Source organism: Chlamydiota bacterium (genome assembly GCA_012729785.1).
Classification (GTDB): Bacteria; Auribacterota; Tritonobacteria; order UBA1439; family UBA1439; genus UBA1439.
Genome location: JAAYCL010000038.1, coordinates 73,003 through 86,001 on the forward strand (window position 1 = coordinate 73,003; position 12,999 = coordinate 86,001).

14 protein-coding genes and 1 tRNA gene are annotated in these 12,999 nt (G+C 71.3%); 7 read left to right on the forward strand and 8 right to left on the reverse strand.

The annotated features are described in order from the left end of the window. Window positions 1–74 precede the first annotated feature (74 nt). The 5 genes from GXY35_10020 to GXY35_10040 form a co-directional block, all read right to left on the reverse strand. Window positions 75–617 carry a hypothetical protein gene (locus GXY35_10020; GenBank protein ID NLW94912.1) on the reverse strand — a complete coding sequence of 181 codons (543 nt, stop codon included), beginning with the start codon at window positions 615–617 and terminating at the stop codon, window positions 75–77. A gap of 178 nt (window positions 618–795) precedes the next feature. Then, complete coding sequence (locus GXY35_10025; protein NLW94913.1) at window positions 796–1,833, reverse strand: flippase-like domain-containing protein; 1,038 nt, start codon at window positions 1,831–1,833, stop codon at window positions 796–798. Between the two features lie 156 nt (window positions 1,834–1,989). Next, the gene (locus GXY35_10030; GenBank protein ID NLW94914.1) at window positions 1,990–2,367 is read right to left on the reverse strand and encodes a hypothetical protein; all 378 of its coding nucleotides are present in this window, start codon (window positions 2,365–2,367) and stop codon (window positions 1,990–1,992) included. Window positions 2,368–2,456: 89 nt separating this feature from the next. Next, window positions 2,457–3,431, reverse strand: coding sequence for an NDP-sugar synthase (locus tag GXY35_10035; GenBank protein NLW94915.1), 975 nt, complete (start codon window positions 3,429–3,431; stop codon window positions 2,457–2,459). A 1-nt stretch (window position 3,432) separates the two neighbouring features. After that, window positions 3,433–4,443: a phosphotransferase gene (locus tag GXY35_10040; protein NLW94916.1), complete on the reverse strand. Its 1,011-nt coding sequence runs from the start codon at window positions 4,441–4,443 to the stop codon at window positions 3,433–3,435. Window positions 4,444–4,511: 68 nt separating this feature from the next. On the opposite strand from GXY35_10040, the gene GXY35_10045 reads away from it, so the two are divergent. Further along, window positions 4,512–5,444, forward strand: a complete 933-nt coding sequence (locus GXY35_10045; protein ID NLW94917.1) for an LD-carboxypeptidase — start codon at window positions 4,512–4,514, stop codon at window positions 5,442–5,444. 31 nt (window positions 5,445–5,475) lie between these two features. Next, entirely contained in the window at window positions 5,476–6,870 is a 1,395-nt protein-coding gene (locus GXY35_10050; GenBank protein ID NLW94918.1) for a UDP-N-acetylmuramate--L-alanine ligase, read from the forward strand. Window positions 6,871–6,937: 67 nt separating this feature from the next. On the opposite strand, the gene GXY35_10055 is transcribed toward GXY35_10050, so the two are convergent. Then, on the reverse strand, window positions 6,938–8,596 hold the full coding sequence (locus GXY35_10055; GenBank protein NLW94919.1) for a PHP domain-containing protein: 1,659 nt from the start codon (window positions 8,594–8,596) through the stop codon (window positions 6,938–6,940). A gap of 128 nt (window positions 8,597–8,724) precedes the next feature. Here GXY35_10055 and GXY35_10060 point away from each other — a divergent pair, with 128 nt between their 5' ends. The 5 genes from GXY35_10060 (at window position 8,725) to GXY35_10080 (ending at window position 11,297) form a co-directional block, all read left to right on the forward strand. Continuing rightward, window positions 8,725–8,991, forward strand: coding sequence for a cold shock domain-containing protein (locus tag GXY35_10060; protein NLW94920.1), 267 nt, complete (start codon window positions 8,725–8,727; stop codon window positions 8,989–8,991). Further along, window positions 8,988–9,536, forward strand: a complete 549-nt coding sequence (locus GXY35_10065) for a hypothetical protein (GenBank protein ID NLW94921.1) — start codon at window positions 8,988–8,990, stop codon at window positions 9,534–9,536. Before GXY35_10060 ends, GXY35_10065 begins: the two co-directional genes overlap by 4 nt. Window positions 9,537–9,599: 63 nt before the next feature. Then, window positions 9,600–10,229 carry an ACP phosphodiesterase gene (locus tag GXY35_10070; GenBank protein NLW94922.1) on the forward strand — a complete coding sequence of 210 codons (630 nt, stop codon included), beginning with the start codon at window positions 9,600–9,602 and terminating at the stop codon, window positions 10,227–10,229. Between the two features lie 10 nt (window positions 10,230–10,239). Next, the gene (locus GXY35_10075; GenBank protein ID NLW94923.1) at window positions 10,240–11,193 is read left to right on the forward strand and encodes a hypothetical protein; all 954 of its coding nucleotides are present in this window, start codon (window positions 10,240–10,242) and stop codon (window positions 11,191–11,193) included. Window positions 11,194–11,210: 17 nt separating this feature from the next. Continuing rightward, window positions 11,211–11,297: transfer RNA gene (locus GXY35_10080), tRNA-Leu, on the forward strand. 168 nt (window positions 11,298–11,465) lie between these two features. Here the strand turns inward: GXY35_10080 and GXY35_10085 are convergent. After that, on the reverse strand, window positions 11,466–11,939 hold the full coding sequence (locus GXY35_10085; GenBank protein ID NLW94924.1) for a hypothetical protein: 474 nt from the start codon (window positions 11,937–11,939) through the stop codon (window positions 11,466–11,468). Between the two features lie 53 nt (window positions 11,940–11,992). Then, window positions 11,993–12,994, reverse strand: a complete 1,002-nt coding sequence (locus GXY35_10090) for a M23 family metallopeptidase (protein ID NLW94925.1) — start codon at window positions 12,992–12,994, stop codon at window positions 11,993–11,995. Window positions 12,995–12,999 lie beyond the last annotated feature (5 nt).

Sequence of the window (12,999 nt, forward strand, 5' to 3'; positions counted from 1 at the left end):
TGAATATCAATAGTTACTTTTACTATTAACATGCAAAACTCTCACCCACATTCAGCGGTCCTACCGTACCCAGTTCAGGCCCACCCGTAGCCTCGCGGGCTCGGGGAGTCCGCGGCGTCCACGCAAAATCCAGACGGATTCCTTGAATTCGCTGCACGCCGGAGGTTGAGGCGGACGCCACCGGAAGGAGCGCCTTCCCCCGTGTCCCATCCGCACTGTGCCTCTATGTAATCGCTGTAGCCGTCATTGTCGGAATCCGGACTCGTGGCCGAGGTGAGGAAGCTGAGGATCTCCTCCCCGTCGTCGAGGCTGTCGCCGTCGTGGTCGTCATTGCGCGGATCGGCAGGGCACTGCTCCAGCTCATCCCGGCTGGTCAGCCCGTCCCCGTCCCGGTCACCGTCCAAGTCGTCAGAGGCATCGCGCGGGTCGGTCCCATCATGGAGCTCCGCGAGGTCGCCCGTGCCCCCGCCATCGGTGTTGATCCCGCACCCCGCCATGAAGGGGACGGAAAACGTTCTGCCCTCGACGGCACCGATGTAGCGGGGGATTCTGCCGATTACTGCGTCGCGGAGATCGACGGTGGCGGCGGGGGCCACGCGGGGAGCGCACGCATGCACAAGGCAACGGCGCTACTGATGATGCAGCCGGCTTTCACCGCTGCCCCCACGGTGCAGGTAGGGCGTATCGAAATGGCTTCGTCCGATTATTCCGGCTTCCGTTTCCCGGCGTATTTCGGAAGCCATTTCGGAGGATTCCCCCGACGGAACGCGGGCTGCTACGCGAGGGAACGCGAATTCAGCGGGGTGTTCCGCCGGGGCGCAGGAGGGGCGCCCCGAGGACGGCCAGGGCGAGGGCGCCGAGCGTGTAGCCGAAGACCTGCGTGATCACGTGGGCGGAGACGCCGGAGAGCACCGCGAGGTCCTTCGGGTAACCGAGGAGATAGAACGCCCCCGCCCATACCCCCTCGTACGCCCCGAAGCCGCCGATCCCGCTCACCGGCGTGCTCGCGGAGAGCTCTGCGAGCGACGCCCCGACGAAAACCGGCCAGAACCCGATGCGGCGGAGCGTGTAGACGTCCGGATCGATCGGGTTGAGGATCGCGTAGACGAGGAACATCAGGCACGCGTACTTGAGCGCCCGGACGATGAACGAGAGCCAGAGCGCGCGCCCGAACAGCCCGGCGCGCGCGATCCGCTCGACGCGATCCGCCGTGCGCGCGCAGATCTCCTCCACCGCCGCCCTCTTCAGGCGCGGCGGGCGGAGCCGCGCGCCGGCCCGCCCCGCCGCGCGGAGCAGGGACGGCAGGTACAGCAAGACCGTGACGGAGAGGAGGAAGAAGGCGGCGGCGACCGCGGCGAGGAGCATCGGCGACACCCCGAGCCTCCACCCGCCCACCATCGCGATTCCGATCGCCATCAGCGGGACCATCACGACCATGTCCAGGAGGAAGGCCAGCGCCCAGATGGAGGTTCCCGCATCCACCGGATAGCCGAAGCGGGTGCGCAGGACCACGATGTAGACCGTCGAGCCAATCCGCGCCGGGAGGAGGTCGGCGAAGAGGTTCCGCACGAAGGTCACGAGGAGCATCTGCCATCGCCCGATCGTGACGCCGGCGCCCGCGGCGCGGACGAGCAGCATGTACCGCTCGTTGCGGAACAGGGTCGAGAGAAGACTCAGTGCCGTGTAGGCCAGCAGTCCCGGCACGGAGGCGCTCCGCACGGAGCGGGCGATCTCCCCCGGGCTGACCACCGTCAGGAGATAGCCGATCACCCCCACGCTCACGATCGCGGAGGCCGCGACGTACCACGTGTGCCTGCCGCCCGGCAGCCGCATCCTCACCCTTCCCCCGGCGAGCCGCCGGGTATACGTGCCTTCGAACGCGCCCCCCGTCCCGGCCGCTCCCGGGCGGGACAGGCCCGTGTGCGCACGGTCGACGCCCTCGCCGCGCCTCCCGCCGCCGGCGCCCGCTCCCCCCCCTCAGGCGTCGTTTCAGGTTCCAGGGGCCCGGCCGGCGGGGCCGTCGAAAACACAGCGCCCGGCGAGCACGAACGCCTGCGGACCGCAACCGCGGCGCACCGCGGTTCCGAGGCCGGAGCGGAAGGTGCGGCACCAGCGGCACCGCCCGTCTTTGCCCCGGCCTGTGATGCGAAGCTCCATCCGCCCCCTGTCGAGGGAGGCGAGGTTCACCGCCACCGCTTCGAGCTTCGCCTTGCCGTGGGCCCAGCTGCTGATGTCGCGGACCAGGGCCGGCATCGGGGCCCCGTCGAAGCGCAGCAGCCAGCGGCATCCCTGCCCGCGTCCCCCGTCTCGATCGAAATCGAGCGTCAGCGACCCCCGGTGCAACTCCCCCGCCGCTTTCCCGTCCATACCCCACCCCCTTTCACCCTACTAGTCGCGAAAAGGGGCGGATCCATTACAAGGTATTTTGCGTATTGTAACAAAAACCGAACGCCGCATCAGGCCAATACCGAAACCGCCGGCGAACGCACAACCCGCCGCGCCGTCTCCCCCGGCCCGAAGCGGGCGCCCGGCAGCGCGACCACCTCCTCGAGACGGCTCCCTGCCCCGACGCGGCACCCCTCCCCGAGAACCACCGCGGGGCCGATGACGCTGCCCGCCTCTATCGTGCAGCCCGGCCCGACGAGCGCCGGGGGGCTGAATCTCGCGCCGGGGAAGCGGCGCGGGAGCGGATCCCCGTCCGCCGAAACGCGGAGGGCGCCGGGCAGCGCGCCGCGCAGCACCTCCGCGTTGGCGTCGAGGTAGGCCGCGAGCGTCCCGATGTCCCTCCAGTACCCGGTCACCCGGTGCCCGGCGATGCGCTCCCCCGCCGCGAGCATCGGGAGGTAGCCGTCCCGCACGATGCACGACGGCGCCCCCGTGGGGAGGCGGCGGAATATCTCGGGCGAGAGGATATGGATCCCCGTGAAGACGGCGGGGGAGAGGCCCCCGCCGCCCCCGACCCCGCCGATGCGCCGCACCATCCCGTCCGCGCCCACCTCGATCTTCGAATACCGGCCGGAGGGGTCCCAGTCGGCGAGCAGCATCGTCGCCGCCGCGCCCGCCTCGATGTGCCTGCGCACCGCCGCGCGCAAATCCGCGTCGGTGAGCGCGTCGGCGTTCGCGAGGATGAACGGCTCGTCCGCGAAGAACCGCTCGACCTTCTTGAGCCCGCCGCCGGTCCCCAGCAGTTCCGGCTCCGGCGAGTAGCTGATGTGCAGCGCCCCGCCGTACGAATCCCCGAGGGCGGCGCGCACCCGTCCGCCGAGGTGGTGAAGATTCACGACGACCTCGCGCACCCCCGCGCGGGCGAGAAGATCGAGGACGTAGTGTATCTGTGGGCGGTTCGCCACCGGGAGGAGCGGTTTCGGGAGCTCGTCGGTGAGCGGCCTGAGGCGCGTTCCAAGGCCGGCCGCCAACAGCATCGCCCGCATCTCAGCCCTCCCCCCGGAGCTGCGGCACGAGGCGGCCGAGCGCCCGGATGCACCGGTCCAGGAACGGGAATCTCGGGGCGGCCTCGCGCACGTAGGCGAACGTCGGCGCGAGGGCGTCCAGGTAGCGCCGGTTCCCGCGCACGACGGCCATGTAGCCGAAGGTGCCGCAGGCCTTGAGGTTCCTCTGGATCCCCGCGAGGTCGAAACGCTCCACGAACTCGTCCCTGTCCCGCCACTCGATCCCGCGGTCGCGGCTCGCGTCGAGGTAGTACGCCGCCATCTCCGCGCGGAACGCCCGGTCGAGCACGGTGTAGGAGTCCTTGAGGAGCGAGGCGAGGTCGTACTGGCACGGCCCCATCCGCGCATCCTGGAAATCCACCACGCCGAGCCGGTCCCCGACCACCATCAGGTTGCGGCTGTGGTAATCGCGGTGGTTGAGCACCCGCGGCATCGCGGCGAGGCGCCGGCACAGCTCCGCGAACCCCGCCCGGATCTCCTCCCGCGCGGCGGGGGACGGCGCGGCGCCGAGGAGCCCCTCCACCGTGTGGCGGAGGAAGAAATCGAGCTCCTCCATCAGCTTCGTTTCGTCGAAGTGGCGGTGGAACGCCGGACAGTCGCGCACGCCGCAGCTCCCCGAGACGTGAACGGAGAGCATCGCGTCGACGGCGAGGCGGTAGAGGCGGCGGCGCTCCGGCGGGGCCGCAGCGCGGAGGCATTCCTCGAGCGTCAGGTCGCCGAGATCCTCCATCAGCACGATGCCGCGGCCCCGGTCCCATTCGTAGATCTCCGGCACCGGGACGCCACAGGAGGCGAGGAGGTCGCGCACCTCGATGAAGTCCCGATCCGCCTCCCGGGAGGGCTCGTCGCGCGTCATCAGGACCGCCGTGCCCGCGCCGCGCCTGACGCGGTAGAACGAGCGCGTGGAGGCGTCCCCCGCCAGGCGCGCCGGGGCCCCGCAGAGCCCGCGGACGCGCAGGAACTCCTCCACCCTGTTTTCCTTTGACTGCCGCATGAAGAATCCCTATGATGGTGCGCCCGTGTCGCCCGCGGGAAGATCGAGTGTAGCACCACCGTGACCGTATGACCAGCGCCATCACGCCCCCGCCGCTGGGCGCGGGCGATACCGTCGGCATCGCCGCCCCCGCGAGCCCGTTCGACCGCGAATGTTTTCTCCGCGGGGTCCGCCTCCTCGAGGAGGCGGGTCACCGGACGCTGTTCGAGGAGGGGATCTTCTCCCGGGACCGGTACCTCGCGGGAAGCGACCGGCGGCGGGCCGGGGAGCTCTCGAGGCTCTTCGCCGACCAGGACGTGAAGGCGGTCTTCTGCGCCCGCGGCGGGTACGGCTCGCAGCGCCTCCTGCCGCTGCTCGATCCGAAGCTGTTCCGGGGCAACCCGAAGATCTTCGTCGGCTACAGCGACCTCACCGCCGTCCACGCCTTCCTCGGGACGGCGTGCGGCCTCGTCACGTTCCACGGCCCGCTGGTCACCGAGATGGGCCGGATGGAGCCGCCCGCCTTCCGCGCGCTGCTGGCGCAACTCGGCCGGACGGCGCCGTGGGGGGAGGTCGCCGCCGGGCTCGAGACGCTGCGCGGGGGGGCGGCGGAGGGGCCGCTCGCGGGCGGGAGCCTCACCGTCTTCTGCGCGCTACTCGGCACGCCGTACGCCGCGGAGACCGCGGGGCGGATCCTCCTCCTCGAGGACCGAGGCGAGAAGCCGTACGAGATCGACCGGCTCTTCTCCTCGCTCAGGTTCTCAGGCGCGCTCGACGAGGCGCGGGGGCTTCTGCTCGGGCGCTTCGTCCCGCCCGCGGGATGGAAGGAGGGGGCGGAGCGCTACGGGGAGGAGGTTCGGCGCATCGCCCTCGAGGCGACGGAGGAGTCCGGCTGCCCGGTCCTCGCCGGATTCCCCGCGGGGCATTTCGACGGGAGCATCCTCTTCCCGCTCGGGGCGCGGGCCTCCCTCGACGGCACGCGCGGAACGGTGACGCTCACGGAGCCGTGCCTGGCGGGATGAGGCGCGGCCGCAACGAAAGGGACTTGTCGGGATGAATATACACCTCTGCGCCATCTGCGGGATGGGGATGGGCTCGCTCGCGCAGCTCCTCAGGGAGAGCGGGCACCGGGTCGGCGGCTCGGACGCCGGCCCGTACCCGCCGATGTCGGACCTCCTCGCCCGCCTGGGCGTCGAGGTGAAGATCGGCTTCAGTCCCACGCACATCCCCCCGGACACCGAGCTCGTGGTCGTCGGCAACGCCGTGCGGGCCGACAACCCAGAGGTGCAGGAGACGATCCGCCGCGGCCTGCGCTACCTCTCGTTCCCCGCCGCCCTGGAGGAGATGTACCTCTCCCGCCGGACGAACGTCGTCGTCGCCGGCACGCACGGCAAGACGACCTGCTCGTCGCTGATCGCGTGGATCCTCACCCGCGCGGGCCTCGAACCCGGCTTCCTCATCGGGGGGGTGCTCCGCAACTTCGGCGGCTCGAGCGCCTCCGGCCGCGGGCCCCACTTCGTCGTCGAGGGGGACGAGTACCACACGGCCTTCTTCGATCGGAACCCGAAGTTCCTGCACTACCGCCCGTCGATCGGCGTCCTCACGAGCGTCGACTTCGATCACGCCGACATCTTCAGCGGCCTCGACGCCTGCAAGGAGACGTTCAGGCGATTCGCCGCCCTCGTCCCCTCCTCGGGGACGCTCGTCGCCTGCGCCGACGACCCGCACGTCCGGGGGATAGCGGCGGATGCGCCTTCCGCCTCGGTCGCGACGTACGGCTTCCGCGAAGGCGCGGACTGGCGCCTCTCCGGCTTCGAGGCGACGGCGGCCGGCGCCCGTTTCACCCTCTCCCGCCGCGGCGGCGACAGGCACCTCGTCGAATCGCCGCTCGCCGGCGCGCACAACGCGCGCAACGCCGCGGCGGCGTTCGCCGCCGCCTCGGCGCTCGGCGTCCCCCCCGACACGATCCTCCAGGGGATCGCCTCCTTCCAGGGGGTGAAACGCCGGCAGGAGGTGCGCGGGGAGGCGCGCGGCGTGACGGTCGTCGACGACTTCGCGCACCACCCCACCGAGGTGCGCGAGACCATCGAGGCGCTGAAGGGACGCTACGCGGGGCGGCGGATCTGGGCGGTCTGGGAGCCGCGGACGAACTCCAGCCGGAGGAGCTTCTTCCAGGACGAGTACCCGGGGGCGTTCCTGGGGGCGGACCGGGTCGTCGTCGCGGGGGTCTTCCGCGCCGAGCAGATCGAGGAGACACGGCGCTTCTCGCCGCAGAAACTCGCCGCCGACCTCGCGAGGCGGGGCGTGCACGCGCGTTATATCGAGCGCGTGGACGAGATCCTCGCGGCGCTCCTGGCGGAGTGCGTTCCGGGGGACGTCGTCCTCATCATGTCCAACGGGAGCTTCGAGGATCTCCACGAGCGCCTGCTCGCGGGGCTCGTCGGCTAGCCGCCCGTTCCCGTCGAGCCGTTCAGACGCGCGCCGGGCGGTCCGGCGCTCTCCTCGCCGCCGGCCGTCAGAAATCCCCCGCCACCGGCACCGGCTCGTTTCCGTTCGAGGCCGGGCGGCGGCCGTCCAGGTGGACAAGTTCGACCGTGCAGAGGCCCGCGATGCGCGCCCCCTCGAGGTCGTACTGCGCGAAGATCGCGCCCCCGAGCCGCTTGAGCGGCAGGAGCGTCCGCAGAGGCCCGTTCGTGAGGACGACCGCGCCGGGGGAGGGGCGGGAGATGCGGGGGATCCCCTCGATCCTGCGCGCCCACCGGGCCACGAGCGGGTGCGACAGGCAGAGGGCGGCGCAGGACCGGCTGCGGGCGAGGGCGCTCGCGACGAATTCCCCGGCCCGCACGGCGCCGAGCCCCCGGAGGCGCTCCCTCTCCGGCACGCCGAGCACCTCGGCCGCGTAGCGCAGCGCGTCGCCGCCGCGGATCGGAACGAACTCCGCGGCGGGGCACGCCCGCTCGGGCCCGAGCCCCTCGAGCAGCAGCTCCGCCGCGGCCCGGGGGTCGGGGCAGAACAGCCGGAGGGAGGACAGGGCCGCGGGGGCGGGAGGCGAAGGGCCTCGCGGGGCGCCGCCCGAGAAGCCGAGAAGTCGGAAGAGCGCGCTCCCCTCCCATCCCCCCGCCGCGATGCGGATCCGCCCGCGGGCGCTCCCGAAGAACCGCGGGATGGCGCCGACGGCCAAAACCAGCCCGGCGAGGCCCTGCGCGCCGATGCCCGCCGCCTCGCGTTCGAGGCGCTTCACCAGCCGCCTGCGGCGGGGGCCGCGCGCGATCCCGGCGACCGCCTCGGCGCAGCGGGCGGCGAGCGCCCGGAGATCCGCCGCCGGGGAACCGTGCAAAACGGGCGGGGAGAACGGGAACGGCGGCAGGCGGACGTCGCAGCCCGCGGCGACCTCCGCCGTGTTGGCGAGGAACGAGTCCGGGAAACCGAGCGCCCGCATCTCGTCGAGGCCCTTGAGCCAGATCGACCGGGTCGTCACGGCGAAGTCGCTCACCTTCCCGAAACGGGTCTTGACGATGATGTCGTGCGCGACCCAGTCCTCGGGGTGGGCGTAGTGGACGTCGTTGGTGACCACGGCCTTCAGCCCGCGGCGCGGCGCGAGCTCGAGGATCGCGGCGTTGGATATCTCCTGCTCCGCGTAGCCGAGGCTGGACATCTCGGGGTGGAAATCGTCGCCGAAGATCTCCAGGTAGCGCCGGAGTTCCCGCTCCCCCGCCGCCCGGCCCCGCCGGATGATCGCGAGGGGGAACGACCCCCAGAAGCAGGCGCTCGAGCAGGAGAGGCCCCGGTGGTATCTCTCCAGGAGCGACCAGTCCACCGTCCCGCGGTTGCCGCGAAAGCAGCGGTCGAGCCACGCATCGCTGGTGAGGGAGACCAGGTTGCGGTACCCCTCGGCGTTCTTAGCGATGAGGACGAGGTGGTTGCGGTAGGGGTCGTTTCGGGCGATGGAGTCGAACGCGTCGTCGACGAAGTAGCACTCGCAGCCCAGGAGCGGGTTCATCCCGCGCCCGCGGGCCGCCCGGTAGAACCGCGGCGCGAAGGCGAGCTCGCCGTGGTCGGTGATCGCCATCGCCCGCTGCCCGAGCGCGGCGGCGCGGGCGAGCCCCTCGTCGAGCCCGAGGGCGCTGTCGGAGTAGGAGCCCCAGAAGTGGCTGTGGAGATGCGCGAATTCCATTGCGTGCGGCGGCCCCGGTCGAGGGATCACAGTATAGCACAGGCCCCCGCGCCTCGCGACGCCGTCCGCCTCGTCCCCACGCGCCCCGGCGGCGTGCTATACTGTAGCCCGCGGGAAGGAGCGGGCCCATGGCGAACGGGATCGTGAAATGGTTCAACGACCGTAAGGGGTACGGCTTCATCGCCCCCGAAGGCGGCGAGGCGGAGATCTTCGTCCACTACACCTCGATCGCCGGGAACGGATTCAAGACGCTCTCCCCGGGCGAGGCGGTGGAATTCGACGAGGCGCCCGGCCCCCGCGGCCCCCAGGCCGTGAACGTAACGCGGCGCGGTCCCCGCGTGGCGCCCCCGATCCCCGCGCCGGCGCCCCGCGCGCACAAGGAGACTCCGCGATGATCCCCGCTCGAACGACCGTGCGCCTCGCCCTCGCCGTTTCCTGCCTCGCCGCCCTCGCCTCCTGCGCGGGCGGGGGGCGGGCGATGGCGCGCTACTACGCCAACCACCCGGAGATGATGGCGCGCCTCTTGAAGGTCCGGGTTCTCTTCGTGCAGGAGGTCCGGGGCGCGCCCGGCGAGGACGCCGCCCGGGAGATGCGGGAATGCATCGTCGACGAGCTCGAACGCCGCGGACGCGGGCGCTTCCGGCTCGCCGCCTCCCCCGCGCAGGCCGACGCGGTCGTCGAAACGGAGATGACGGAGGAGCTGGGGCCGGTCCCCGAGGAGGAGCCGCTCCTGTTCACGCTCGAGGAGAAGATCGTCTCGAGGAAGGTCGTCTACGCGCGGATGAAGCTCGCCGACCCGAAGACGGGGCGGCTCATCTACAAGACGGACACGCGGGAGGGGGCCGAGATCGCCGTGGATTCGATCGCGAAGGCCGCCCACACGGTGGTCAGGAACCTGATGCAGGAGATCGAGCGCTGCCGAAGGTCGATCGCGCCCTGAACAGGCGCGGCGAAGCGGCGCAGGCAACGAGGGGCGCGGGGATGCGCCCGGGATGGGTGAACCGTGAGGAAGCTGCTCCACATCAACGCCGCGCCGCGCGGGGACGAGTCCCGGACGCTCAGGGTCTCGGCGGCGTTCCTCGAGACGTTCCGATCCGCCCGCCCCGGCTGCGCGGTGGACGAGCTGAACCTCTGGGAGGAGAAACTCCCGCCGCTCACCGTCCCGGTGGTGCGGGGGAAGTACGCGCTCCTCGGGGGGAAGGAACTCGAGGGGCCGATGCGGGACGCATGGGCGGGGGTGCTCCGGCATATCGAGCGCTTCCTCTCCGCGGACGCGTTCCTTGTCAGCACCCCGATGTGGAACTTCTGCGTCCCGTACGTGCTCAAGCACTACCTCGACGTCATCCTCCAGCCGCGGTACCTGTTCCGCTACACGGCGACGGGGGTCGAGGGGCTCGCGAAGGGGAGACCGATGGTCGTCGTCTCGAGCCGCGGCGGCGACTACGCCCCCGGGAGCCCGATGCGCTCGTACGACTTCCTCGAGCCGTACCTTCGGACGGCGTTCGGCTTCGCCGGGATCGAGGGGATCGTCTTCGTCGCCGCCCAGCCGATGGACGCCGCCGGCCCCGAGGCCGCGGAGACCGCCCTCGAGAAGGCGAAAACGCTCGCGCGCGAAGCCGCGCGAAAACTCTGACCCCCGCCGGATGAAGACGCTCCTCACCGCGAGGAACCTGCTTCTGTTCGGGGCGATCGCGCTCGGCCTCCTCCTCGGGGAGCGCGTCGCGCCGCTCGACCCGCTCGCGATGCCGATTTTGATGCTCATCATGACCGTCTCGCTGAGCGGCCTCCCGTGGGGGCGCTTCCGCCGTCCGCTCGACCTCCTGCGCCCGATGGCCGTCGGGGCCGTCCTGAACATGCTCGTTCTCGGGGGGACGACGCTCGCCCTCACCTGGGCGTTCGTCGACGACCCGGCGCTGCGGGCGGGATTCGTTTTGGTCGCCGCGGCGCCGCCGGGGGTCGCCGTCATTCCGTTCACCAGGTTCTGCGCCGGGGACCTCACGATCTCCACCGCCGGGCTGATCGGCGGTTTCGCCGTCTCCCCGCTCGTCGCGCCGCTCATCACCGCCGCCTTCCTCGGCGAGGGGACGCTCGCCCCCTGGCATCTCCTTCCCGCGCTCTTCAAGCTCCTCGTCGTCCCGTTCGTCGCGGCGCAGCTGATCATCCGCCTGGGGCTCGCGCAGCGTGTCGCACGGCGACACGGCACGGTCGTCAACTGGGGGTTTGCCGTCATCGTTCTGGCCGCGGTCGGGATCAACCGGGAGACGTTCCTCGGCCGCTTCGACCTCCTCCTCTGGGCGGGCGTTACGGCGGCGGCGAGCGTCTTCGGGACCGCGGGGACGCTCAACGCCCTGCTTCGGCGGGCGGGCGTGGAACGCGAAAAGCGGGCGAGTTTGGTGCTCCTCGGGACCGTCAAGATGTCCGCGTTCTCGACCGCGGTCGGCCTCGCCCTGATCGGCAGGACCGCCTCCGTTCCCGGCGTCCTCGTGACGACGTTCAACATCATCTTCCTGATGCTGGCCCCGCACTGGCTCGGCGCGGGGCGCGAGGACGCGCCCCCGCGGGGCGCCTCGATTGACACGCGGGCGGGGATGGTCTAGAATGCCGATCCTACGGTGCGGAAGTGGCGGAACTGGCAGACGCGCTAGATTCAGGGTCTAGTCCCGGCAACGGGGTGGGGGTTCAACTCCCCCCTTCCGCACCAACAATCAGGTCGCCCGTCCCCGGAAGCTCCCTTTTCTTTACGCGGCCGCGCCGGCAGCCGCAACGCGTCGACTCGTTGATCTTCGATAGGTGCCGGTCGTTCCCGATCCCGATTCCGATCCCGATCCCGATTTCGATTTCAGGGGGGTTGGAGGACTCGAACAGTCGCTCACGGAGAGAGTTCGGAGAGGACGAGGCGCGCGTTCGCGAGACGGCAGGCGCGACGTATCGCGGCGAGGTACGGCTTCAGGTTCGGACGGCCCTTCAGCGGCTCGTGGAAGAAACGCACCGAACGGATCCGCTTCCGGGAGAGGTACGCCGCGACGCGAGGGACCAATGCGGCGACCTCGCCTGCGAGAAGGAGATGGTCGTAGTACGGGATCTGGGCGTAGGGCCCGAGCAGGCCGAACTCCCCGGAGAGGATGGCGAAACGACTCCCCGCCTCCCGGCTCATCCGGTGGACGAGGCGGATGCGCGGCGAGAGGTAGCGCCGGATGGAGGGCATCGGGGCCCGCGACCCGTGCTTGACCGCCGAGCAGTAGGTGCAGTAGAGCGTCCCGGAGGCCGAGCAGGGGGGCGCAAAGGATGCTTCGGGCCTCTCGGCGCACACTGAACGGGTGATTCCGAGCGCCCGCCGCTTCACGAGCCCCTCCCTTTTCAGACGACGCGTCCCGCCGAGGTCCGACCCCGGACCCGTTACGAAGCGGACGGACGTTTCCGCCCGAAGAACTCCCACGGGTTCACCGGCAGGGAGTCGCCGTCGCTCAGCGGGTCGCCCAGCCGGACCTCGATGTGCACCCAGCCCTCCCCGCCTGAGACGCCGTCTGCGCCGCCCGCCGTGCCGATTTTCGTCCCCGGGAGAACCCCCTGCCCCGCCTCCACCTCGATCGAGCCCAGGTGCGCGTAGCGGATGCTGTAGCCGTCGGGGTGCGCCACGTAGACGCAGTTCCCGTACTCCTTCAGCGTCGCGCCCTTGTCGGGCCGCCCGGGAGGGAAATCGTGTGTGACGCCGCCGCCGGACGTCAGCGCGGAGGCCTTCCGCTCGCCGGCCCGCGACACGAGCGCCACCCTCCCGACCGCGGCCGCCGAGACCGGCGTCTGGTCTGCCCGGCCGGAGAGATCGACGCCGCGCTGGAGCCGTTTGAAGCCGTTGGCGTCGATATAGACCGCCCCGAACTCGCCCTCCTTCCCCGGGGCGAGCGGTTCGCGGTCGACCACCCGCGACGGGGAGAACTCACGCAGCGGCGGGGCGTAGCGGAGGTCGAGCCTGGTCGCATCACCCATCCAGCGCGTCAGCTCCGCCACGGAACGGAGGTCGGGGACGCAGGCCCCGGGGATGCAGGTGGGGATGTTGTCGACGAGCCCCGCCTCCTCCCAGGCGATTTCCGCCCGCGGCTCGTCCCGGTGCGCGAGCACGCTGACGTACGCGCGCGCCTGCGCGTACCTGAAGACCTCTCCCGACAGCGTCCGGTAGCCGCTCCAGCGGACACCGTCGGGATCGCCCGGCCCCTGCCAGAGCTCGCCGGACTTGACGTAGAAGACCATCCTCAGCGCCCCGCGGTCGCGCGGCGCGTAGCGCTCGAGCGCGGCGGTTGCGAACCCGTCCACCGGGGCGAGAAAGCGCTGCCGCTCCTCCCCGGCCGCGAGGTCGTGGAGAAGGAACTGGAGCAGCAGCAGGAACGGAACGGGAAACGGCATCGGCG

Coding starts and splice junctions, on each gene's coding strand:
- GXY35_10025 (NLW94913.1), bottom strand. CDS start 1,833: ATGCGGCTGCCGGGCGGCAGGCACACGTGGTACGTCGCGGCCTCCGCG.
- GXY35_10030 (NLW94914.1), bottom strand. CDS start 2,367: ATGGACGGGAAAGCGGCGGGGGAGTTGCACCGGGGGTCGCTGACGCTC.
- GXY35_10035 (NLW94915.1), bottom strand. CDS start 3,431: ATGCGGGCGATGCTGTTGGCGGCCGGCCTTGGAACGCGCCTCAGGCCG.
- GXY35_10040 (NLW94916.1), bottom strand. CDS start 4,443: ATGCGGCAGTCAAAGGAAAACAGGGTGGAGGAGTTCCTGCGCGTCCGC.
- GXY35_10045 (NLW94917.1), top strand. CDS start 4,512: ATGACCAGCGCCATCACGCCCCCGCCGCTGGGCGCGGGCGATACCGTC.
- GXY35_10050 (NLW94918.1), top strand. CDS start 5,476: ATGAATATACACCTCTGCGCCATCTGCGGGATGGGGATGGGCTCGCTC.
- GXY35_10055 (NLW94919.1), bottom strand. CDS start 8,596: ATGGAATTCGCGCATCTCCACAGCCACTTCTGGGGCTCCTACTCCGAC.
- GXY35_10060 (NLW94920.1), top strand. CDS start 8,725: ATGGCGAACGGGATCGTGAAATGGTTCAACGACCGTAAGGGGTACGGC.
- GXY35_10065 (NLW94921.1), top strand. CDS start 8,988: ATGATCCCCGCTCGAACGACCGTGCGCCTCGCCCTCGCCGTTTCCTGC.
- GXY35_10075 (NLW94923.1), top strand. CDS start 10,240: ATGAAGACGCTCCTCACCGCGAGGAACCTGCTTCTGTTCGGGGCGATC.
- GXY35_10090 (NLW94925.1), bottom strand. CDS start 12,994: ATGCCGTTTCCCGTTCCGTTCCTGCTGCTGCTCCAGTTCCTTCTCCAC.